This window comes from Wolbachia endosymbiont of Nomada ferruginata, from assembly GCF_001675785.1.
Lineage (GTDB): Bacteria > Pseudomonadota > Alphaproteobacteria > Rickettsiales > Anaplasmataceae > Wolbachia > Wolbachia pipientis.
The window spans coordinates 1-21,604 of sequence record NZ_LYUY01000011.1; the positions used below are offsets into that span (position 1 = coordinate 1).

Sequence of the window (21,604 nt, forward strand, 5' to 3'; positions counted from 1 at the left end):
TGGATAAGGGATTGCGTTTTGCGATAAGAGAAGGCGGTAGAACTGTTGGTTCTGGTGTTGTTTCTGAAATTTTGGAGTGAGTGTAGTAACTAAGATGAAGCAAGATATATATATTAACATTAAGGCTTTCGATTGTTCTTTGTTGGAGGAGTGTGTTCGAAAATTTGTTGATGAATTAAAGCGGTCCAGTGCAAAATTATCTGGTCCGATTGCGTTGCCAAGAAAAGATTCTAAATTTATTGTTAATAGATCTCCTCACGTTGATAAAAAATCTCGTGAACAGTTTGAAATAAGAACTTCTAGGCGTTTGATTGTTTTACATGATCTTACTCCTACTATGATGCAGATGCTTACAGGTTTATCTTTTTCTGCTGGCGTAGAAGTGGATTTAAAAGTCAAGGAAGTTAAGGTTTAGGAGAAGGAAATGAAGAGAATAAATTTGCTGAGGAGAATTGGTTTACTAATGATGAATATTGGTCATACTGCTATGTATTCTGACAATAGTCGCATGGCTGTAACTTTATTGCATCTCAGCGAAACTTATATTATTGATATGAAAGGACAAGATAAATGTGGCTATAATTCAGTTATTTTAGGCACAGGAGATTTTAAAAATATAGCAAAACCTCAGTTGGAATATTTAAAGAAAAAGGGTATAAATAATAAATGTAAGTTATACGAAAGTAGATTAAATGACCTGTCGGGAATAGAATGTGGTAAAAAAGTGGGAATCAATCATTTTGTGGTTGGTCAATATCTTGATATTACGGGTTATTCTATAGGTAAAGGATTTGCTGGTGTGATGAAGCGGCATAATTTCAGTGGGCTTAGGGCATCTCATGGTGTTTCTATTGCTCACAGGTCACAAGGTTCCACTGGCCAATGTCAGGATCCTGGTAGAGTATTCAAAGGAAAGAAAATGGCTGGTCATTTAGGTAACAGCAGGATAACTGCACAAAATATGAAGATATTATCCATTGATCATGAAAATAGTATAATTGCTGTGAAGGGTAATAATGTTCCTGGGTTTAAAAATTCCTATGTTTTTGTAAGAGATGCAGTTAAAAAATCTTTACATAAAGATGTTCCTTTTCCGGTAGGTCTGCTGTTAGATGTAAATGATGATGCTAGTAATTTGGTAAGTTAGTTATGGAATGTAATTTAGTTAATCTATCTAATAATAATGTAGGTACTGCTCAGCTCAATCCTTTGATATTTTCTGCTAAGCAAAAATTGAGTATTTTGCATGATATAGTGAGATGGCAATTAGCGAAGAGAAGAGCTGGTACTCATAAAACAAAAGGTATTAGTGATGTCTCTGGTACAACAGCTAAACCTTATGGTCAAAAACGTACCGGTAGGGCAAGACAAGGGAGCTTGCGATCTCCTCAATTTAGAGGTGGTGGGATTATTTTCGGCCCTGTTGTGAGGAGTCATACTTATTCTCTTAATAAGAAGGTACGCAAATTTGGTTTAAAAATTGCTTTATCTCTAAAGTATTTAAATAATCAAGTAATTATTCTGGATAATTTAAATATTGATGTGAAGAAAACGTCTGAAGTGTGTAAATGTATTAAAAATTTTAAATTTTCTTCCTTTTTGATAGTTGGTGATTATGGAGATGATTTGTTGCGTGCGGCTAAAAACTTGCACTATGTAGACTTAATCAAACCTATTGGGTTAAATGTTTTTGATATATTGAATCACGAATGCGTGATGTTGACAAAGGATACTTTAAAGCATCTTGAAGGTAGATTGTTATGATCAAATATAATAATATAATAAAATCTCCTATAATTACAGAAAAGGCCTCTTTTTTGAGGGAGAAGTTTAATAAATATTCTTTGTATGTTTTTGTAAATGTAAATAAGCGTCAAATAAAGTTGGCAATAGAGTCTCTATTTGATGTTAAAATTTCTTCTATAAATGTTGTTAGAGTTAAGCCTAAATATAGGCGTTTTAGGGGTGTGATTGGTTGTGAAAAACAGAAAAAGAAAGTTTATTTTTCTTTGATGGATGGTCAAAAATTAGATATAATGAGCGTTTAATATGGGTATGAAATTTTTTAATCCTGTTACTCCGTCTTCTCGTGGGACTGTGTTAGTAAGTAAAGTTGGTTTATCAAAAGATGAGCCAGAAAAGTCTCTTACATCTGGTAAAAAGTCCAGTGGTGGAAGAAATAATCATGGTAGAATTACAACTCGTCATAGGGGTGGTGGTCACAAAAAGAAGTATAGAGTGATAGATTTTAAGCGTAATAGAAGTGGTCAAGGTATAGTTGAAAAAATAGAGTATGACCCAAATAGAAGTGGGTTTTTGGCGTTAATATCATATAAGGAAGATGATATTAAGTCTTATATATTAGCTCCTCAAGGTATGAAGCCAGGTGATGTTGTTACAGCTGGGAATGATGCTGATATTTTGCCAGGGAATTGTTTGCTACTCAAGCATATACCTGTTGGTTCTTTCGTTCATAATGTTGAGCTGAAGCCAGGTAATGGTGCTGCGATTGCTAGAGCTGCTGGTTGTTATGCACAAATCGTTGGTCGTGATGGCCCATATGTTTTATTACGACTCAGGTCTGGTCAAATTAGGTTGATTTTATCTTCTTGCAAGGCTACTATTGGTGTAGTATCTAACCCTGACCATAAGAATAGAAAGTTGGGTAAAGCTGGGAGAAGTAGGTGGCTTGGGATTAGACCTACTGTACGTGGAGTTGCAATGAATCCGGTTGACCATCCTCATGGGGGCGGGGAAGGAAAAACCTCTGGTGGTCGTCATCCTGTTACTCCTTGGGGTGTTGCAACAAAAGGAAAGAAAACTCGGAAGAGAAATAAATCTAGTGATAAGTATATAAAACAGTTGAAAGGTTAGTTTATGAGTAGATCTGCATGGAAGCCTCCTTTTTGTCATCCTTCTATATTAAAGTCGGTGAATAATGCTTTAAACAAGGGGTTTGTTAACATGGCTATAAAAGTTCATTCCAGGGCTTCTGTAATTCTTCCTAATTGTTTAGGTTTAAAGTTTGCTGTTTATAATGGTAAGGATTACATTCCTGTGAATGTTAATGATCAGAATATGATAGGTCATAAGTTTGGTGAGTTTTCACCCACTCGTAAATTTACTGGGCATAGTGGTGATAAAAAGGCGACAAGAAGGTAATTGATATGAAAAACAGAGATGTAATAGTTAAAGCTGGTTCTAGGGTTTTAAAATCAACTCCTCGTAAATTGAATTTGGTTGCTGGTTTAGTACGTAATAAAAAAGTTTTTTTTGCCACTGTGCAATTAAGATTTTGTGAAAAGAAAGCTGCAGGTCTTATAAGGAAGGTATTAAATTCTGCGATTGCTAATGCTCAAAATTATGGATTGGATATCGATAATTTATATATAAAAGAAATTTTAATAGGTAAGTCTCTTACTTTGCGTAGGGTATGTCCAAAAGCTATGGGTAGAGCTAATAGAGTTAGTAAACGTTATAGTAATATAACTGTAAAATTGGGGGAAATTATATGATTCATAAAAATAGAAAATTAATAAGGAAAGTGCAAAAATATGGGAAACGTTAATCCTAAAGGATTTAGGTTAAAAATAATTAATACTTGGTCATCTATTTGGTATGCTGAGAAGGGTTATAAACAAGGGTTGCATCAAGATTTATCTATTCGCAGTTATATAAATGAATCTTTTAAGCATGCTGGTGTTTCTAAAGTAATTATAGAGCGTACGATCGATTTGGTATCTGTAATAATACATTCTTCTAGACCTGGAGTGATAATAGGTAAGAAAGGCTCGGATATTGAGAAGATAAAGCAAAAGATAGCTGAAAAAGTAAAAAATAATGTGGAAGTGAATGTAGTAGGGGTTAAAAGGTCTGAAATAGATGCAGTTTTAATATCAAACAGCATTGCACAGCAGTTAGAAAAAAGGGTTTCATTTAGAAGAGCGATGAAAAAAGCTATTCAAAGTTGTTTGAGGATGGGTGCTAGAGGTATTAAAGTAAGTTGTTCTGGGCGCCTTGGCGGAGCTGAGATAGCTCGTACTGAGTGGTATAAAGAAGGCCGTTTGCCTTTGCATACTTTACGTGCTAATATAGATTATGCTTTTGCTGAAGCAAAAACTATATATGGCATCATAGGAGTTAAGGTCTGGGTTTATATTGGTAACTAATTAGGTATATTGAAATGTTTGTTCCTAAAAAAAGTAAATATAAAAAAGTATTTAAAGGACGAATTAAGGGTAACACGAAAGGTGGTAGCACATTATCTTTTGGAGATTATGGTCTAAAGGCTATAGAAGTAGGTAGGATTCAATCTAAGCATATTGAAACTGCAAGGCGTGTAATATCTAGAACATTAAAACGCTCTGGTAAAGTGTGGATAAGAATTTTTCCTGATACCCCTGTTAGTAAAAAGCCGGCGGATGTGCGTATGGGTAAAGGGAAAGGTAGTGTTGAGTTTTGGGTATTTAAAGCTAAGCCCGGTAGAATGTTGTTTGAAATTAGCAGTGATGTTCCCATGCATTTAGCAAGATTGGCGCTTGAAAAGGCAACTGCTAAGCTTCCTATGAAGTGTAAATTTGTATCTAATCATAATTAAATGGAGTTGCAATGGATATAGCTGACATTGAATCGAGGTCCTCGCAAGAATTGCATGAAATTCTTGTGAATTTGAGAAAAGAGTTTGTTAATTTGGTTTTTCAAAAAAAGCTGGGCCAGTGCAACAATATTTCGCGTTTTAGCTTAATAAAAAAGAGCATAGCTCGTATTCTAACTACATTAAATAAAAGAAGAAGAGAGGAAAAGAATGCCTAAAAAGGTTTTTTGTGGTACTGTAACTAAGGCTGAGTGTGATAAGACTGTAAAGGTTTCGGTATTACAAGTGTATAAGGATGAGCTGTATAAAAAGGTTATAAAAAAATACAAGAAGTATACAGCACATGATGAGAATAATAGTTGTAAAGAAGGGGACAAGGTTTTAATACAAGAACACAAGCCTATTTCTACTACTAAAAAATGGGTTGTTGTTAATAGCTCACATTGAATAGGATATTTACATGATTCAAAAAAATACATTATTGGAAGTAGCTGATAATTCTGGTGCGCGTGCAGTGCTTTGTATTGGTTTATTGGGTGGTAGAAAATCTGCATCTATAGGTGACACAGTTATTGTATCTACTAAATCTATTACTCCAAGAGGGAAGGTTGAGAAGGGAAAAGTATATAGAGCAGTTGTGGTGAGGGTGAAAAGCCCTATTAGAAAATCTGATGGTTCTGTAATTCGTTTTTCTAGCAATGCTGTAGTTTTGATTAATGATCAAGGTGAACCACTTGGCACTCGGGTGTTTGGTCCGGTAAAAAAGTTATCATCTGGTTCTTTTATGAAGATAATGTCATTAGCTGTTGAGGTTTTATAATGAGTGCTAAAATAAAAAGTGGTGACGACGTTATAGTTTTAACTGGTAGAGATAAGGGAAAAATTGGTAAGGTAATCAAAGTTATAGCACGTGATGCTAAAAAGAAAGTAATTGTTTCTGGAGTGAATGTGCATAAGAGACATACTAAACCAAAAGCTGGTAGTAGTGGTGGTATATTAAATAAAGAGTTAGCTATTGATATATCCAACGTTGCAACATTGGACCCTAAATATAAAACTCCAACTAAAGTGGGGTTTAAGGTTATAGACGGTAGAAAAGTGCGTTTTGCAAAAGTTTCTGGAGAAGTGATAGATTAGGTTGATATGTTTAAAGAATTGTATAAAGATAGCATAGTAAAGTCCTTGAAGGATAAGTTTAATTACGGCAATATAATGCAAGTGCCTAAACTTGTCAAGGTGTGTATCAATATGGGCGTTGGAGATGCTGCTACAGATAGTAAAGCAATAAATGAACCACTTGATAGCCTATATTTGATTGCTGGGCAGAAGCCTTTATCAACTTTTGCAAAAAAATCTATTTCTGGCTTCAAGATCAGAAAAGGTGCTACAGTAGGTTGCAAAGTAACTTTGCGTAGAGATAAAATGTATGAGTTTTTAGAAAGATTGATATATATTGCTTTGCCAAGGGAAAAAGATTTTAGAGGATTTAGTGTGAAGCAATTTGACGGTAATGGTAATTTTTCCTTTGGTATAAAGGAACATATCTCGTTTTTAGAAATAGACTATGATAAAATAAGTAAAATTAGAGGTATGGATATTAATATTATAACAAGTGCAGTTAGTGATAAGGAAGCAAAGGAATTATTACTGGCTCTTAAATTTCCTTTTTTTGATTAATTAAGAGGAGAAATATATGGCAAAAAAATCTATGATAGAAAGAAATCTTCGCAGAATAAAGTTGTGCGATCAATATAAAGAAAAAAGAGAAAAATTGAAATCTATAATAAATAATAAGAATTTGTCTATTGTAGAAAGGTTTACAGCTCAAAATAAATTAATTAAAAAATTGCCTAGAAATTCTTCTAAAACCAAAATTAGAAATAGGTGTGCTTTAACTGGGAGACCAAGAGGAGTATATAGAAAATTTGGTTTATGTAGAATTGTTTTGCGTGATTTATGTTCTTTTGGGCAAATTCCAGGAGTTACAAAGTCTAGTTGGTAAATATAATATAAGGAGTATATTGTGGCGTTATCTGATAGTATTGGTGATTTTTTAACAAGGATACGTAATGCTCAATTGGCAATGCATAGGGCAACAAGGGTACTATTTTCTAAGATGAATTCTTCTATATTGGAGATTTTAAAAGAGGAAGGGTATATCCTTGATTATGAAAAGCAAGTTGTAGATAATTTACCTTCTTTCATTGTAAAATTGAAGTATTATGAGAAGTCACCTGTAATTAGTGACATAGTTAGGGTGTCAAAGCCTGGTTGTCGTCGTTATTCTAAGTATAAGGACATTTCTAAAGCATATAATGGTCTTGGTATTTTTATTATATCGACACCCAAAGGAGTGATGACTGATTATAATGCACATAAGTTAAAGGTTGGTGGAGAAGTTTTGTGTCGTGTGTTTTAAATAATAGGAGAAATTCATGTCTCGTATAGGTGCTGCTCCTATCAATATTCCTGCTGGTGTTTCAGTTGAATATAATAATGGTAGTATGTTAATAAAGAGTGCTAAGGCTGAAAAGGAAGTTAGCTTGATCAGGGATGTTGTGTGTCAGATTATTGATAATCAGCTATTGCTTTCTGTTGATCAAGATAAAGATAATTATGATAAAATAAAGCCTATGTGGGGCACTTATAGGAGTAATATTAATAATATCATTAACGGCATGGTTGATGGTTTTTCTGTTAATCTTGAGATTAACGGTGTGGGATATAAGGCAGAGTGTGATGGTAAGTATTTGACTTTGTATCTTGGTTATAGCCATAATGTTAAATATAAAGTGCCTAAAGATGTTGAGATTAAGTGCATAAAGCCAACTCACTTAGTAGTTAGTGGTATGGATAAGCAGAAGGTCTATATGGTGGCGTCTGATATATGCAAAATTAGAAAATATGATCCTTATAAAGGTAAGGGTGTTGTAATAAAAGGCAAATTTATGCTGCGTAAGGTTGTAAGTAAAAAGAAGTAATAAAAATGAAAAGATCGTATAATTTTTTAAGTAATTCTGAAAAAAGGAAGTTACGTAATGGAGCGAAGCTTGACAAGAGCGCTGAACGTTTACGTATATCCATATTTAAATCTAATAGGCATTTTTATGTCCAGTTAATTAATGATGTAAAAGGAATAACTCTCACTTCAGCTTCTACTTTGGATGCTAAAATTAAGGATGTATGTAAAGGGAAAGTCAACGCTGAAACTATAAAACAGGTTTCTTCTTTAATGGTTGAGCGTCTGTCTGGCATGAAATTAGAGCAGCAGCTTACGTTTGATCGTGGAGCGTATAAATACACAGGATTAGTTTCTCAATTTGCTGAGGCTTTAAGAAGTTCTGGATTTGAATTTTAGAAGGTTTTGAATATGGCTATAAAGAATTTACAAAATAATAATGATTTATCAGAGCTTTTAGTTTCGGTACGAAGAGTGACAACGGTTACCAAAGGTGGTAGAAGATTTTCATTTTCAATTTTGGTTGTTGTTGGCGATGAGAAGGGTAGGGTAGGGTGTGGAATAGGTAAGCACGCAGAAGTTGCTGAAGCAAGAGTCAAAGCTGTAAATGCTGCAAAGAAATCAATGATTAGAGTGTACTTGCGTGAAGGTAGAACTTTGCATCATGATATTAAAGCTAAATTTTGTTCTGGTGAGATAGTTTTAAGAACCGCAAGAGCCGGAACAGGTATTATTGCTGGTGGAGCGATTAGATCAGTTTTTGAGGTGTTAGGTATAAAGGATGTGGTAGCTAAATCCACTAGATCAAATAATCCTCATAACGTTATATGTGCGGTGTTTAAGGCTTTTGATAGTATGTTATCTCCTCGTCAGGTAGCAAGCAAAAGAGGCAAAAAGATTAGCGAGATAGTTGGAAACAGGTAAAGTATGAATAATGCTGTAAAATTAAACTCTATATTTACTAAATTATCTAAGAAAAAGAAGCCTAAGTTGCTGGGTAGAGGTATCGGTTGTGGTAAAGGTAAAACATCCGGTAGAGGGCATAAAGGGCAGAAGGCTAGAAGTGGAGTTTCTATAAATGGTTTTGAGGGTGGACAACAGTCTATATATACTCGTTTGCCTAAAAGAGGTTTTAAGCCTATACGTAGGAGCATATACTCTATAATTAATGTTGGCGATATACAGCGCTTAATGGAAGCTAAAAAAATAGTGAAAGACTCTGTTATAGATAAGGAGAGGCTGTATAAATTAGGTTTTATAAAGTCTATTAAGGATAAAATTAAACTTCTTAATAAAGGTAAGTTGAGCGAAAAATTTGTGTTTCATGTTGATTTTGCGTCAGAAGCTGCAAAAAAATCTGTAGCTTCAGTTGGTGGTAGTGTGGAAATACTATCGTAAGTCATGGGCAATAAATCAGCATTTAATAGCTTGGATCCTACGTTGTTATATAAAGGCGATTTATTAAAGCGTATATTTTTTACGCTAATAGCTTTAATTTGCTATCGCTTGGGTACTTATGTGCCTATTCCTGGAATTAATCTTGATGTAATTAATGATATATTTCCCAAAGATGGCTCAGGCGTTTTTGGAGTATTTAATTTATTTTCTGGTGGTGCATTGGCTAGAATGACAATTCTAGCATTGAACGTTATGCCATATATAATGGCTTCTATCATTATTCAGTTACTTTCTTCTGCGATTAAAGGAATGAAGGAAGTTAAGAATGATGGAGAGTCAGGCCGTAGAAAGATGAATTCTTATATACGCTATCTGACCATAGTAATTTGTGTATTTCAATCAATTCCAATTTTGGTTGGATTGGAAGGGATGAATAGGGAAGGGGTATTGGTTGTAATCGAACCTGGTGTTATGTTTCGTACAATAGGTGTTTTCAGCCTTTTAGGTGGAACTATGCTTTTAATATGGCTTGGTGAACGAATCAGCGCTAGCGGTATAGGCAATGGTATCTCATTAATCATTTTCACGGGTATAATATCAGAGTTACACAGCGCTTTGTCATCTTTGTTAACGTTAAATAAAAACAGTAGCGTATCGTTATTTATTATCCTTTTTGTTTTGGTATTGTTTTTTTTGCTGCTACTCTTAGTCATTTTTGTAGAGTCTTCTTATAGAAAGGTTATTGTTCAACATCCTAAAAAGCAATTTAAAAGATTACATAATGACGATTTTACTTATATTCCATTGAAGATTAATTTATCTGGTGTAGTACCAACCATTTTTGCTAATGCAATTTTATTGACACCTATTTCAATTGCAAATTTCTATAAGGGGCACGCTTTTTCTGATTTTATTTTGAATTACTTTATGGCAAATAAAGTAGTATATATTGTAGCCTATTTGGTGCTGATAGTATTTTTTAATTTTTTCTATACCAATTTTATATTTAATCCAGAGGAAAACGCAGATTTTCTTAAAAAAAATGGTGGTTTTATACCTGGTAGAAGGCCTGGGAAACATACTTCTGATTACCTTCAAGATATAGTTTTTAAGTTGACATTCATTGGCTCTGCGTATTTGGTAGTCATATGTACTGTACCTGAAGTTATGAGATATTATTATGATATACCATTTATTTTTGGTGGGACGAGCTTACTGATTATAGTGAACGTTATTACTGATACTATTATGCAAATACAATCTTATATTTTTTCAAATAGGTACGACAACTGGATAAAGAAATATGAGTCTAAAACGAGGAAAGTAAGATGATCATTACGATTTTTGGTCCTCCAGGTTCTGGTAAAGGTACTCAGTCAAGCTTGTTAATAGCAAAATATAATTTAAAATTAATTTCAGTAGGGGATTTATTAAGGAATATTATATCTAGCAGTAGTGAGTTAGGTAAAAAAATAAAGGGTACCGTGGAATCTGGTAATTTAATTCAAGATGAAATTATATGTGGATTATTACGTGACCAGCTTGCATTAGTGGATGATAATTGCTTATTAGATGGTTTTCCGAGAAATTTAAACCAGGCTCATTTTTTGACTCAAGTTTTGCAAGAAAAATATAATAGGGATGTTGACATTGTAGTTGAGCTGCAGCTTGACGATAATATTGCAATCGATAGGTTAAAAAATCGTCTCGCGTGTTTGGACTGTAAAAGCATATATAGTGTATCTTCTTTTAAGAGTACTACTTGTGCTAAATGTAAAAGTACGAGGTTAGAGAAAAGAATTGATGATGCTGATATGTCTGCAATTAATAAGAGAATAAGTGAATATCACCTTCAAATGAAAGGTTTACGCGAATATTATAAAGGCAAATTATTAACAATTGACGCTAATTTGAGTGTTGATGAGGTAACGCAAGAGATTGAAAGTAAAATTTCTTGTAATTTGGTTTGACTCTGAGTTGTTTTATGGTATAAATTAAGAGTTGTTATTAATAAAGTATCGAGGTACCAGTGGCACGTATTGCAGGCATAAATATTCCAGTGAGGAAATGTGTTCCTTTTGCATTAACTTATATATATGGTATAGGTATTGCTACTGCGAATGTAATTTGTCACGCTTGCGAAGTTGATAAGCGCAAACGTGTTTCAGAATTACGAGATGAAGATATAGAAAAGATCAGCGGTTTCATTAGACAAAATTATGTTATAGAAGGTGAGCTCAGAAAAGAAGTGGCTATGAACATAAAATCTTTAGTGGAAATGGGATGCTATAGAGGGGTGAGACATAGAAAAGGTTTACCTGTGAGAGGGCAAAGGACTCATACTAATGCTAAGACTCGTAAAGGTAGATCTCGGTTGCCTATTGCTGGGAAAAAATAAAATTTATTATTATTGTGAGTTTTAATGAAAAAAGTCAAAACGGTTGGTAAGAGTAAGAAGGAGTTTATTACTGGTGTTGTCCATATTCGTGCAACTTTTAATAATACTTTTGTAAATGTAACTGACGTTCATGGTAATACGCTATGTCAAACTTCTGTGGGTGCATGTGGTTTTTCAGGTTCGAGAAAATCCACACCTTATGCTGCAGGTAAGGCTGCGGAGTCTGCTGCGAAGAACGCAATGGAGAGATTTGGTATGAAGGTTGTCTCTGTAATAATTCGCGGTCCTGGCTTTGGTACCGAAGCTGCGGTTAAAGCACTTCAGAGCTGTGGGTTGACTGTGACTTCAATTGCAGATAAAACCGCAATTCCTCATAATGGGTGCAGGTTAAGAAAAAAAAGAAGAGTATAGGATATTTGAAAAGGTTGTTTTATGTATTATAATAATGATGTTTCTCTCTGTAGCAATTTAGATAAATTGATTAAACCTAGTTCAGTTAAGGTAATATCAGATGATTCAAGTGAAAAAAGTGATATAGTGCTAGAACCGTTGGAAAGTGGTTTTGCTTTAACATTAGGCAATGCATTAAGACGTGTAATGTTATCTTCTCTTAAAGGTAGTGCTGTTTATGGAATAAAAATTGAAGGTGTAACTCATGAGTTCACTTCAATTCAAGGGGTGAGAGAAGACGTAACTGATATAGTATTAAATATGGGTATGTTGAGGTGTAAATTAAATGGTGCTTCTAATAAATGCTTAAATTTAAACGCTAAAGGGCCTTGCCAGGTATTAGCTGGGATGATAGAAACTGATGATCAATGCTCTATTGTTAATAAAGATTTGTTAATATGTACGCTGGGGCAAAATGTGGAGCTTAACATGACCATATATGTGGCTAGCGGAAAAGGTTATCTTCTTGTAACTAAATATAAAGAAAATGAACTTTTGAAGCTTATGAGTGAACAGGATTTAATTGGTTTTATTCCAGTTAATGCTTTGTATAGCCCTGTCAACAGGGTTTCGTACAGGGTAGAGAACAGTCGTGTTGGCCAAGTGACTGATAAGGATAAGCTGATATTGTCAATTGAAACTGATGGTACAATTTCTACGAGTCAAGCTGTTGACTCTGCTGCAAGAATATTACAGGAGCAACTTCAGCCCTTTATTAGTTCTGATGTAAGTTATAAAAAATCGCAGGTTTCTTCGTCTAGTGGTGCTAAAGATTTGGGTTATGACCCTGTCTTATTGCGTAAGGTAGATGAAATGGAATTATCTGTCAGGTCTCATAACTGTCTGAAAAACGAAAACATCACTTATATAGGTGATCTTGTGCAAAAGACAGAAGGTGAAATGTTAAGAACTGCTAATTTTGGCAGAAAGTCTTTGAATGAGATTAAGGCAGTTTTGACTAATTTTGGCTTGTCTTTGGGTATGAATGTGCTAAACTGGCCACCTAAGGATATAGATGAGTTGGCTAAACAACATACTGATGAAGATTAGGTGATATATGAAACATGGAATAAAAAAACGTAAACTATCTCGTTGTACTGAACATAGATTATCGACGTTAAAGAATCTATCTATCTCATTAATTAACCATGAGCAGATTGTAACTACTTTACCAAAAGCTAAGGAACTTCGTCCATATGTCGAAAAGTTTATTACAATTGCTAAGAATAAGAATACTTTACATGGTAGAAGACTTTTGCTTTCACGCCTTCATAATAGTAAGTTAGCAGTTGATAAGTTATTAAACGTCTTAGCCAGCCGTTATCAAGATCGTAAAGGTGGGTATTCTAGAATAATAAAATTTAGCACTCGAAAGGGTGATTGCGCTTCAATGGCAGTGATAGAACTGGTTGATAGGGATATTGCAGCAAGAGGTAAGGTTTATAGTAAAAATAAAGAAGGAGGCAAAGTAGTTACACAAAGTTAATTGTTATCATAATTGTTCTTCTTGTGGTAAGTAGGTTACTTTGGCGAGTTATTAGTTTTAGTATATTTAAAACTGAAATGGTATAATGTTATAAAACGCCGTTACCGTTGCAAGTTCGGTGAAATTGACTTAATTGTATCTAAAAAAAAGGAGCTGATTTTTATAGAAGTTAAAACAAGTTTACTTGGAAAAGAAATACCGATATCTCATCTTCAATGTCAGTCTATTATAAATTCTTCTAAGTATTTCTTAAGTAAAAACCTTAGTTTTTTAGATTATTCAGTCAGATATGATTTATATTTTCTTTCCTTAAAGAGAAGACCTGTTTATATAAAAAATGCTTGGATTGAAGAATGAAAGATTTGTAGCTGAATTAATTTAGATTTACTGGATTTAATATGAAAAAGACCCAATACAATAATTTAGTTTCATCTTACGCTAGAGTGCTATTTCATGTCTCAGGAAGCAGGTTAGGTATTATAAGGAAAGAAGTAGAATTTTTGTTGGCTTTTTTTAAGGATCAACGTGATGTTTTTGTGTACCTATCTCATCCTATGATTTCTTTTGCACACAAAAAAGAAGTGATGCTTTCTATAAATGAGCACTTGAGTGAGAATTTAGTAAAATTTATTATGGTTATATTTGCAAATAAACGCTCTAGTTTATTGATCCTTATATTAGAAAAATTCTTAAGTCTTGCAAGAGAAAATGAAAATGAATTCGAAATTACTATAAAGTCAGCAGAAACTTTAAAGGAATCTGATATAAAAATAATTACTGAATCTTTGAGCTTTCTTGGTAAAATAATAAAAGTAAGCAATGTGGTTGACCCTTCTATACTAGGTGGCTTCGTAGTTAGGTATGGTTTTAATTTGATCGATGCTTCGCTAAAAAGTTACTTGGATAGGTTAGTTGACTTAAGTAAAATGGAAATATTAAAAGTAAGGAATTTTGTATGAAGAACAGTATGAATGTTTCTGAGATAGCAAGTGTAATAAGGGAAAAAGTTGAGACGTTTGATAATCCTATAAAGCGGGAAAATATAGGTGAAGTAATTTCAGTAACAGATGGTATCGCATTGGTTTATGGGCTGGAAAAAGCAAAATTCGGTGAAAAGGTATTTTTTGCAAGTGGTGTAGAAGGAATAGTTCTCGATTTAGATCATGATACGGCTGGAATAGTTGTGCTTGGTAATGACCGTGATGTGAAAGAAGGGGACGTTGTAAAATGTAGTGGTGATGTTGTGCAGGTGCCTGTAGGGCATGAATTGTTAGGGAGAGTTGTAAATGCGTTGGGCCATCCTATGGACGACGGTGGGGAAATTAGAGCCAAAAACAGAATGGATATAGAATCTAAAGCGCCAGGCATTATTGATCGTAAGTCTGTGCATGAGCCACTGCAAACAGGAATTAAAATTATAGATTTGCTAATTCCAATAGGTAGAGGGCAGCGTGAATTAATTATTGGTGATAGACAAATTGGTAAAACTACTATTGCGCTTGATACTATTATCAATCAGAAGAAGATTAACGATGAGGTAAACGAAAATCAAAAAGTTTACTGTGTTTATGTTGCTATTGGGCAAAAAATTTCAACAGTAGCAAAAGTGGTAAATAAGCTGAAAGAAAGCGGAGCATTAGAGTATACAACTGTAGTTGTGGCTAGTGCATCTGACTGCGCGCCTATGCAATTTTTAGCACCTTATGCTGGTTGCACTATTGGGGAATTTTTCCGTGACAAAGGAATGCATTGTTTGATTATATATGATGATTTATCTAAGCATGCTGTGGCATATAGGCAGATGTCTTTATTGCTCAGACGTCCTCCTGGTCGTGAAGCTTACCCTGGAGATATATTCTATGTACATTCTCGCTTGCTTGAAAGAGCTGCTAAAATGTCTGATAAAAAAGGGCAGGGTTCTTTAACTGCTTTGCCAATTGTCGAAACTCAAGCTGGTGATGTATCTGCATATGTGCCAACAAATGTTATTTCAATTACCGATGGGCAGATCTTTCTTGAGTCTGAATTATTTTATAAAGGATTTCGACCTGCAGTAAATATAGGTTTGTCAGTTTCACGGGTTGGTTCTGCTGCACAACTAAAGTCTGTGAAGAAAGTTGCTGGTTCTATAAAGCTAAGCTTAGCTCAGTATAGAGAATTAGAAGATTTCGCAAAATTTGGTTCTGATCTTGATGCTAGTGTTCAATTATCCTTGAATAAGGGTAAATATCTTGTCGAGTTATTAAAGCAAAAACAACATTTATCTATGTCAATAGAAGAGCAAGTAGTGCTGATGTATATTTTTTCTAACCTATATAATCAGTTAAGTAAAATACAAATAAGTTACATTAATAAATTTGAACATGATCTTATTAATTATTTTCATACTGTGCATCCTGGGGTTTTAAAAAAGTTGTCAAATGACATGAGTGATGATATAAAAGGTGATATTTTTAACATTGTGAGTAATTTCGTTACTCAATTTAATTGCGTTTAGGTGGTGATTATGGCTTCATCCATTATTAATAAATTTCCTATAACGAGTGAAGGTTTTGAGAATATGCAAGCCGAACTTGAAAAATTAAAGGAAGAAAAACCTTCTGTGATACAGGCTATTTCTGATGCTCGTGATCAAGGTGATTTGTCTGAAAACGCAGAGTATCATGCAGCACGGGAAAGGTTAGGTTTTATTGAAGGCCGTATAATGGAGATAGAAAGTAAGCTCTCACATGCGGAAGTAATAGAAGTAAAAAATTTGTCTGGTGATTCAGTAATGTTTGGTGCAATTGTGACATTAAGCATGTTAAGTGATAATAACGGTGAAGTGGAATATGTTTATAAGGTTGTAGGCGAATATGAAGCTGATGTTTCAAAGCAGTTAATATCTACTAGTTCACCACTTGGGAGTGCCTTAATCGGCAAAAAAGTCGGTGAATATGTGGAAGTGACAGTGCCAAATGGAGAGAAATTGTATAAAATAGTTAAGATTGAATTTAAGTAAATTATTATGGTACAGGCCACTTATGCTTCAATGAGTCTACCAGGTATTTCTTCTGTGGAAGATGTATTAGAGGATGCTCGTTCCGGTAAATTATTCATTTTAGTTGATGATGAAAATAGAGAAAATGAAGGCGATTTGATTGTCTTAGCTGAGAAAATAAAGCCGGAACATATGGCTTTTATGGTTAGGTACGGTACAGGGGTTGTTTGCTTAGCAATGACTAAATTTCACATGAAAAGGTTGGGCCTTAATTTCATGGAAAAGAAAAATATTGGTGAAAATCATACCGCATTTACTACATCAATTGATGCACGTTATGGCATTACAACCGGTGTTTCAGCAGAGGATAGAACGAAAACTATACATGCTGCTATCAACAAGGATGGTACTCAGGATGACATCATAACTCCAGGTCATGTTTTTCCTGTAATTGCACATAAAGGTGGGGTGGCACAACGTGCTGGTCATACTGAAGCGAGTGTTGAAATGGCGAAGTTAGTAGGGTTTGATCATTCAGCAGTTATTTGTGAATTAGTGAATGATGATGGCTCTATGATGCGCTTACCTCAGTTACTTAAATTTGCTGAACAACATAAAATTAAGTTAACTACCATCGACAAACTTATCAGTTACGTTAAAAATTTAAACTAGCGTTTATAAATTTGTATAATTTAAGTGTTAAAATATAGAATTTCTATAAATTATACAAGCACAGAATTTTCATGTTTAGAGTTGCTAAGTTTTTGACCTTATTGTTCTTTTTTGCATATTATAATAATGCTTACTCTATTAACATTATTAGAGATAGTGAAGTGGAAGCAATAGTGAAAGAGCTAGCGCAACCTTTATTTTCTGCTGCGGATATTGATCATGAGCAAATAAAAGTTTTTATAATTAATGACAATTCGATTAATGCTTTTGTAATTAACAATAACAGTATTTTCATTCATTTAGGACTTTTACAATATTCGGCTAAACCTTATGTCCTGCTTGGTATATTAGCACATGAGATTGCTCACATATCTGCTGGTCATATATTGCAAATGAGTAGTGCTATGGGTTATTTTCAATCGATAGCAATGATTAGTTATATGGTAGGATTAGTTTCTAGTATTATCATTAACCCTCAGGTTGCTGGTGCAATTTTGCTTAGTGGTGTAGCGTTTAGTTCAAGGCTATTTTTTAACTATTCTCAAGAGCAAGAAAGTGTAGCAGATAGCTATGCTTTAAGGTATCTTGATGAATCTGGCTATGATAATTCAGGTATGAAAGAGATTTTTGATTATTTTAAAAGTATTGAGCATGAGAACACCGAGGAATATTTCCGCACTCACCCACTTAGTGAGAAACGTATATTTGCTGTACAAAATTATAAGGTTAAAAACAACGTAAAACCAATTTTTGCGGATAAGTTACTAAAGTTTGAGCGTGTGGTTGCCAAGCTAGACTCTTTCTTTGCTCCTATTCATGTGTTATCTAATAAATATGAAAATAATTCTGAGTATGTAAATGCTATAGTTTGCTATAGGCAAGGAAAGATAGAAGAGGCTATTGCTAAAGTTAATTCATTGATTCAAGAGTCACACAGTGATCCATACCTATATGAATTAAAAGCAGAAATGCTATACAAGGCCGGAAATTTAAGTGAAGCAATAAAAATGTATGAGGAATCGCTTAGGTATTTATCTGAGAAAAACAGTTATTTAGTGAAACTTGCATTATCTCATACTTTATTATTACACGGTGATGCAAAAAAGGCGATTTTTTACCTGGAGCAGATTTTGAATGTAGAACCAAATAACGCTTTTGTCTGGAAATATTTAAGCATTGCATATAAATGTGAAGCTGATACGGCAATGCATTATTTTGCCTTGACAAAAAAGGCTTGTATTGAAGGTGATTTAAAGCAATTTACAAAATATGCTGAGCTAGCTGTTAAAACTCTACCAAAAGATAGCCCTTATTTGTTGCAAGTTGAAGATATGAAGCGGTTTAATGGATAACAAAAAAGCATTTCTGCACTTTTTGGATTATTTTTGTCCACACTTTTCCAACATAGTTTTTGCTTCATCGCTTACGTTGGGCATAATTTTCGTTATGATAGTTTTAGCGCCAAAAAATACACCACAGAACACGCCAAGAGCAAAGAGGGCTGGCCACGGCATCCTGCCAAATATTGCAAGCAAAGCTGCACCAATTATTACTACCGTCATAAGTGGACCGCCTATCCCCCAAACATAACCAATAATATTGCATATTACTTTAGTTGTGTCATCCATATCAGGGTCAGCTGCATAACCTGAGAAAGAGAAAAGCAATACTACGCAAAAAACACTAAAAAATTCCATTATAGAGCTCATTTTTTTGCCTCTAAATAATAAATTAACGTAAACCTAAACCTACACATATTTTTGTTTTAAAGTAAAAATTATAATTTGTCCATACATAAGTGTTGCTACATAAATAACCCACCATTAATATTGAGCACATGCCCTGTTATATATTTTGCTTCATCACTTGCTAAAAACAAGACCCCTGCTGCTATTTCTTCCCCTGTTCCCATTCTTTTCATTGGAATATTATCTAATATTTTTCCCTTTTGCACTTCATTTAAAACTTCAGTCATTTTAGTATCTATAAACCCAGGAGCAATACAATTTACTGTTATATTACGACTTGCAACTTCTTTTGCTATGGATTTGCTCATAGCTATTATTCCAGCTTTAGACGCCGCATAATTTGCTTGCCCGGCGTTTCCTGTCAGCCCTATTATTGAGGAAATATTTATAATTCTTCCCCAATTATTCTTAATTAGTTTTCTGCATGCTTCTCTACTCAGCTTAAATGTAGAGCTCAAGTTAATATCAATTACTTTTTGCCATGCTTCATCTGTCATTCTCAATAATAAACTGTCTCGCGTAATACCCGCATTGCATACGAGCCCGTCAAAGCCTTCCATCAGCTCACTTGCTCTATTTATTAGTTGATTTACTTCCTCAGCATTTGATAAATCACAAGGGAGTACATGCATGTTTTTTTCATATTGTTTAGCAACTTCTTCGAGCACTTCTTTTTTTGTGCCAGAAATACATAAAGTTGCTCCGGCTTTGTGCATAATTTTTACAATTGCTTGCCCTATTCCGCCTGATGCGCCAGTGATCAGGAACTTTCTGCTTTCCAATCCAAACATAATAACTTTATATTATCTTAATTCCTAACAGAATATTGACTAGTTGGCAATAGATTTCTTACATAATATAAGTAACTCAGATATTCACAAAATAAAGGAAAAGTTATAATAAAGTTAAACATCAAAAAATTTTAAAAACATAGTTGATGCAGGAATTGTTACTAAATAGTTTATTCTGGTGTTCTACAGTCTAAATGGAATGCTTAAATTATAGATTCTTTGTTTTTGTGTGTTATCTTGAGTTAACACAAATTCACAGTAGTATTATGATAAGTAAGTTGAAAAAGCTTAGCACTGGATTTTCTTTGACAGGCCTGATTGGCCATAGTGATAATATAAATATGCAAGGAGCAAAAAATAAAAAGAAGAAGTACCCAAAGTTTTTAGATAAGACGTTCGCATTGATTGATGCGATGATAAATTTTATTTTAAAACGCGAAAGTAATAACGTAAATGAAGTCCTGAAAGTAACATGGGGACCACTATTTTTTGGTCTGGTAGTAATACTCATCTTTTTTGGGATAGGTGGTATTTGGTCGGCTATAGCTCCAATTGACGGTGCGGTGCATGCAAGTGGAGAAGTTATTGTATCTTCAAATAGAAAAATAGTTCAACACTTGGGCGGAGGAATAATAAGCAAAATTTTAGTAAAAGAGGGTCAAGCAGTTAAAAAAGATGAGCCTCTAGTTTTGTTGAGTGATGTTAACGAGAAGGCGAATTTAAGTATCATCAAAGAGAAGCTCTTATCATTTTTAGCAACAGAAGCAAGGCTTCTTGCAATCAGAGTAGATTTGGACACGCTCGAGTTTCCTGATGAGGTTAAAAAATTATCTCACGATGAACTTGTAAATAAAGCGATAAAGAATCAAGTAAAGTTGTTCAACTCTCAGAGAAAGAGCATATTGGGAAAAACAGACATACTGCAACAACGTATAAAGCAGTTAAATGATGAATTAGCGGGGCTAAACTTTCAACTAAATGCAGCTCATAAGCAATATGACTTGATAACTGAGGAGTTGGAAACAAAAAGACAATTACTTGATAGTGGCCATATAAGCAAACCACACATTTTAGCTTTAGAAAAGCAGTTTGCTGAAATTGAAGGCAGAGTTGGACATTACCGTTCTGCAATATCTCAAGTGCAGCAAAAAATTGGAGAGAACGAATTAGAAATTATAAACGTGAGAAATGATTCTCAAGAAAGAGCAAACGCTGAACTTAAGGAAGTTAGTACGTCTATTGCAGACTTGAAAGAGAGACTGATGGTTGCTGAAGATTCATTAGCACGTACAATAATTAAATCGCCTCAAGATGGGATAGTCACAGATATAAGATACCATACTGAAGGTGGTGTTATACAATCTGGAGTTCCGATCATGAGCGTAGTGCCATCGGATGATGACCTAATAATAGATGCTAAAATTCAGACCAGAAACATAGAAGAGATACTGTCAGCACAAAAGAAAGATAGCAACATAGTCTCTATTGATGGGCTAGAAGGGCTAAAGGTTAAAGTTCGTTTAAGTGCTTACAGTGCACGTCGTTTAAGTTTAATTAATGGTATAGTAAGCAATATTTCTCCCGATGCCCTTGATGATCCAAGGCTAGGGCGTTATTATTCAGTACGTGTAGTGATACCAAAACCAGAGCTTGCTCAGTTTAAAAACGTATACCTATACCCTGGTATGCCAGCAGAAGTGTACATAGTTACTCAATCCCGTACTCTTTTATCATTCTTGTTTACGCCTATAATTGCAACAGTCGATAGGTCTTTTATAGAAAGGTAGCTCTGTAAAAGACAAGATTTGATCTGACAGACAAGAATTAACTGACAGAAGAATTGAGGTAGTCAAAACTAATATCAGGCTCTTGTGTAATGCTACTAATATTTTTCTGAAAAGCAATATATTTGCTATCAAGAAAAGTTTGCATAGGCGTTTTGCCATAGCAATATTTACCCGAGTGAGGTCTTGTCTCATTATAAGAACGCAACCAATGATCAACATCAATCTGTAGATCTTCCAAAGAACTGTAGATTTTCTTTCTAAAGATGATATTGTAACACTCATCTTGCATGGTTCTATGAAACCTTTCACATATGCCATTAGTCTGTGGAGAGTTGGCTTTA

General features: G+C 34.2%; 36 protein-coding genes and 1 pseudogene. 34 read left to right on the forward strand and 3 right to left on the reverse strand.

Annotation, left to right across the window (positions count from 1 at the left end; all coding sequences use genetic code 11):
- The 33 genes and pseudogenes from BA053_RS06575 to BA053_RS01360 all read left to right on the forward strand — a co-directional run.
- A partial coding sequence (locus BA053_RS06575; RefSeq protein ID WP_156517993.1) for an EF-Tu C-terminal domain-related protein occupies positions 1-80 on the forward strand: 80 nt, incomplete at its 5' end.
- A 14-nt stretch (positions 81-94) separates the two neighbouring features.
- A complete protein-coding gene (gene rpsJ / locus BA053_RS01210; protein WP_065094535.1) occupies positions 95-415 on the forward strand; it encodes a 30S ribosomal protein S10 in 321 nt (106 codons plus the stop codon).
- A gap of 9 nt (positions 416-424) precedes the next feature.
- Positions 425-1,147 carry a 50S ribosomal protein L3 gene (gene rplC / locus BA053_RS01215; protein ID WP_065106672.1) on the forward strand — a complete coding sequence of 241 codons (723 nt, stop codon included), beginning with the start codon at positions 425-427 and terminating at the stop codon, positions 1,145-1,147.
- Positions 1,148-1,149: 2 nt separating this feature from the next.
- Complete coding sequence (gene rplD / locus BA053_RS01220; protein WP_065106673.1) at positions 1,150-1,764, forward strand: 50S ribosomal protein L4; 615 nt, start codon at positions 1,150-1,152, stop codon at positions 1,762-1,764.
- Complete coding sequence (locus BA053_RS01225; protein ID WP_065094538.1) at positions 1,761-2,048, forward strand: 50S ribosomal protein L23; 288 nt, start codon at positions 1,761-1,763, stop codon at positions 2,046-2,048. The genes rplD and BA053_RS01225 overlap by 4 nt, the downstream gene beginning before the upstream one ends.
- 1 nt (position 2,049) lies before the next feature.
- Positions 2,050-2,874 carry a 50S ribosomal protein L2 gene (rplB, locus tag BA053_RS01230; RefSeq protein WP_065106674.1) on the forward strand — a complete coding sequence of 275 codons (825 nt, stop codon included), beginning with the start codon at positions 2,050-2,052 and terminating at the stop codon, positions 2,872-2,874.
- A 3-nt stretch (positions 2,875-2,877) separates the two neighbouring features.
- On the forward strand, positions 2,878-3,162 hold the full coding sequence (gene rpsS / locus BA053_RS01235; RefSeq protein WP_006279181.1) for a 30S ribosomal protein S19: 285 nt from the start codon (positions 2,878-2,880) through the stop codon (positions 3,160-3,162).
- A gap of 5 nt (positions 3,163-3,167) precedes the next feature.
- Positions 3,168-3,515, forward strand: coding sequence for a 50S ribosomal protein L22 (gene rplV, locus BA053_RS01240; protein ID WP_065106675.1), 348 nt, complete (start codon positions 3,168-3,170; stop codon positions 3,513-3,515).
- A gap of 39 nt (positions 3,516-3,554) precedes the next feature.
- Positions 3,555-4,169 (forward strand): 30S ribosomal protein S3, encoded by a 615-nt coding sequence (gene rpsC, locus BA053_RS01245; protein WP_010962753.1) that lies wholly within the window; start codon positions 3,555-3,557, stop codon positions 4,167-4,169.
- Between the two features lie 14 nt (positions 4,170-4,183).
- Positions 4,184-4,597, forward strand: coding sequence for a 50S ribosomal protein L16 (gene rplP / locus BA053_RS01250; protein WP_065094539.1), 414 nt, complete (start codon positions 4,184-4,186; stop codon positions 4,595-4,597).
- 11 nt (positions 4,598-4,608) lie between these two features.
- Positions 4,609-4,812, forward strand: a complete 204-nt coding sequence (rpmC, locus tag BA053_RS01255) for a 50S ribosomal protein L29 (protein ID WP_064124648.1) — start codon at positions 4,609-4,611, stop codon at positions 4,810-4,812.
- On the forward strand, positions 4,805-5,041 hold the full coding sequence (gene rpsQ, locus BA053_RS01260; protein ID WP_064124649.1) for a 30S ribosomal protein S17: 237 nt from the start codon (positions 4,805-4,807) through the stop codon (positions 5,039-5,041). Before rpmC ends, rpsQ begins: the two co-directional genes overlap by 8 nt.
- A gap of 13 nt (positions 5,042-5,054) precedes the next feature.
- Positions 5,055-5,414 carry a 50S ribosomal protein L14 gene (gene rplN / locus BA053_RS01265; RefSeq protein ID WP_006279348.1) on the forward strand — a complete coding sequence of 120 codons (360 nt, stop codon included), beginning with the start codon at positions 5,055-5,057 and terminating at the stop codon, positions 5,412-5,414.
- Positions 5,414-5,731 carry a 50S ribosomal protein L24 gene (gene rplX / locus BA053_RS01270; protein ID WP_065095310.1) on the forward strand — a complete coding sequence of 106 codons (318 nt, stop codon included), beginning with the start codon at positions 5,414-5,416 and terminating at the stop codon, positions 5,729-5,731. The genes rplN and rplX overlap by 1 nt, the downstream gene beginning before the upstream one ends.
- A gap of 6 nt (positions 5,732-5,737) precedes the next feature.
- Positions 5,738-6,271: a 50S ribosomal protein L5 gene (gene rplE / locus BA053_RS01275; RefSeq protein ID WP_010962750.1), complete on the forward strand. Its 534-nt coding sequence runs from the start codon at positions 5,738-5,740 to the stop codon at positions 6,269-6,271.
- A gap of 16 nt (positions 6,272-6,287) precedes the next feature.
- Positions 6,288-6,596, forward strand: a complete 309-nt coding sequence (rpsN, locus tag BA053_RS01280) for a 30S ribosomal protein S14 (protein ID WP_006279345.1) — start codon at positions 6,288-6,290, stop codon at positions 6,594-6,596.
- 21 nt (positions 6,597-6,617) lie between these two features.
- Positions 6,618-7,013 carry a 30S ribosomal protein S8 gene (gene rpsH, locus BA053_RS01285; protein WP_007551150.1) on the forward strand — a complete coding sequence of 132 codons (396 nt, stop codon included), beginning with the start codon at positions 6,618-6,620 and terminating at the stop codon, positions 7,011-7,013.
- A 16-nt stretch (positions 7,014-7,029) separates the two neighbouring features.
- A complete protein-coding gene (gene rplF / locus BA053_RS01290; RefSeq protein ID WP_007551152.1) occupies positions 7,030-7,575 on the forward strand; it encodes a 50S ribosomal protein L6 in 546 nt (181 codons plus the stop codon).
- Between the two features lie 5 nt (positions 7,576-7,580).
- Positions 7,581-7,952 carry a 50S ribosomal protein L18 gene (gene rplR, locus BA053_RS01295; RefSeq protein WP_065094541.1) on the forward strand — a complete coding sequence of 124 codons (372 nt, stop codon included), beginning with the start codon at positions 7,581-7,583 and terminating at the stop codon, positions 7,950-7,952.
- 12 nt (positions 7,953-7,964) lie between these two features.
- Complete coding sequence (gene rpsE, locus BA053_RS01300) at positions 7,965-8,477, forward strand: 30S ribosomal protein S5 (RefSeq protein WP_010962748.1); 513 nt, start codon at positions 7,965-7,967, stop codon at positions 8,475-8,477.
- A gap of 3 nt (positions 8,478-8,480) precedes the next feature.
- Positions 8,481-8,951, forward strand: a complete 471-nt coding sequence (rplO, locus tag BA053_RS01305; protein ID WP_006279863.1) for a 50S ribosomal protein L15 — start codon at positions 8,481-8,483, stop codon at positions 8,949-8,951.
- A gap of 3 nt (positions 8,952-8,954) precedes the next feature.
- Positions 8,955-10,283, forward strand: coding sequence for a preprotein translocase subunit SecY (secY, locus tag BA053_RS01310; RefSeq protein ID WP_065095309.1), 1,329 nt, complete (start codon positions 8,955-8,957; stop codon positions 10,281-10,283).
- Positions 10,280-10,921: an adenylate kinase family protein gene (locus BA053_RS01315; protein WP_007550178.1), complete on the forward strand. Its 642-nt coding sequence runs from the start codon at positions 10,280-10,282 to the stop codon at positions 10,919-10,921. Before secY ends, BA053_RS01315 begins: the two co-directional genes overlap by 4 nt.
- Positions 10,922-10,980: 59 nt before the next feature.
- The gene (gene rpsM, locus BA053_RS01320) at positions 10,981-11,349 is read left to right on the forward strand and encodes a 30S ribosomal protein S13 (RefSeq protein WP_010962745.1); all 369 of its coding nucleotides are present in this window, start codon (positions 10,981-10,983) and stop codon (positions 11,347-11,349) included.
- 24 nt (positions 11,350-11,373) lie between these two features.
- Positions 11,374-11,760: a 30S ribosomal protein S11 gene (rpsK, locus tag BA053_RS01325; RefSeq protein WP_065094543.1), complete on the forward strand. Its 387-nt coding sequence runs from the start codon at positions 11,374-11,376 to the stop codon at positions 11,758-11,760.
- 21 nt (positions 11,761-11,781) lie between these two features.
- Positions 11,782-12,849: a DNA-directed RNA polymerase subunit alpha gene (locus BA053_RS01330; protein ID WP_065106676.1), complete on the forward strand. Its 1,068-nt coding sequence runs from the start codon at positions 11,782-11,784 to the stop codon at positions 12,847-12,849.
- 7 nt (positions 12,850-12,856) lie between these two features.
- Positions 12,857-13,285, forward strand: a complete 429-nt coding sequence (gene rplQ / locus BA053_RS01335; protein WP_007550873.1) for a 50S ribosomal protein L17 — start codon at positions 12,857-12,859, stop codon at positions 13,283-13,285.
- Positions 13,286-13,315: 30 nt separating this feature from the next.
- Positions 13,316-13,642: pseudogene (locus BA053_RS06580) on the forward strand (YraN family protein); the annotation flags it as partial.
- Between the two features lie 41 nt (positions 13,643-13,683).
- Positions 13,684-14,244 carry an ATP synthase F1 subunit delta gene (gene atpH, locus BA053_RS01340; protein WP_010962742.1) on the forward strand — a complete coding sequence of 187 codons (561 nt, stop codon included), beginning with the start codon at positions 13,684-13,686 and terminating at the stop codon, positions 14,242-14,244.
- The gene (gene atpA / locus BA053_RS01345) at positions 14,241-15,782 is read left to right on the forward strand and encodes a F0F1 ATP synthase subunit alpha (RefSeq protein WP_065094545.1); all 1,542 of its coding nucleotides are present in this window, start codon (positions 14,241-14,243) and stop codon (positions 15,780-15,782) included. The genes atpH and atpA overlap by 4 nt, the downstream gene beginning before the upstream one ends.
- Before the next feature lie 9 nt (positions 15,783-15,791).
- Positions 15,792-16,286: a transcription elongation factor GreA gene (gene greA, locus BA053_RS01350; protein WP_065094546.1), complete on the forward strand. Its 495-nt coding sequence runs from the start codon at positions 15,792-15,794 to the stop codon at positions 16,284-16,286.
- A gap of 6 nt (positions 16,287-16,292) precedes the next feature.
- The gene (ribB, locus tag BA053_RS01355; protein WP_007549343.1) at positions 16,293-16,937 is read left to right on the forward strand and encodes a 3,4-dihydroxy-2-butanone-4-phosphate synthase; all 645 of its coding nucleotides are present in this window, start codon (positions 16,293-16,295) and stop codon (positions 16,935-16,937) included.
- 71 nt (positions 16,938-17,008) lie between these two features.
- Complete coding sequence (locus tag BA053_RS01360) at positions 17,009-18,289, forward strand: M48 family metalloprotease (protein WP_065094547.1); 1,281 nt, start codon at positions 17,009-17,011, stop codon at positions 18,287-18,289.
- A 27-nt stretch (positions 18,290-18,316) separates the two neighbouring features.
- On the opposite strand, the gene BA053_RS01365 is transcribed toward BA053_RS01360, so the two are convergent.
- Both BA053_RS01365 and fabG read right to left on the reverse strand, forming a co-directional pair.
- Positions 18,317-18,646: a TrbC/VirB2 family protein gene (locus BA053_RS01365; RefSeq protein ID WP_065094548.1), complete on the reverse strand. Its 330-nt coding sequence runs from the start codon at positions 18,644-18,646 to the stop codon at positions 18,317-18,319.
- Between the two features lie 95 nt (positions 18,647-18,741).
- Positions 18,742-19,476: a 3-oxoacyl-[acyl-carrier-protein] reductase gene (gene fabG / locus BA053_RS01370; RefSeq protein WP_065094549.1), complete on the reverse strand. Its 735-nt coding sequence runs from the start codon at positions 19,474-19,476 to the stop codon at positions 18,742-18,744.
- 266 nt (positions 19,477-19,742) lie between these two features.
- On the opposite strand from fabG, the gene BA053_RS01375 reads away from it, so the two are divergent.
- A complete protein-coding gene (locus tag BA053_RS01375; RefSeq protein ID WP_174525401.1) occupies positions 19,743-21,263 on the forward strand; it encodes an HlyD family type I secretion periplasmic adaptor subunit in 1,521 nt (506 codons plus the stop codon).
- Between the two features lie 37 nt (positions 21,264-21,300).
- Here the strand turns inward: BA053_RS01375 and BA053_RS01380 are convergent.
- Positions 21,301-21,604: integrase core domain-containing protein (locus BA053_RS01380; RefSeq protein ID WP_156518214.1), on the reverse strand; the 304-nt coding region annotated here is incomplete at its 5' end.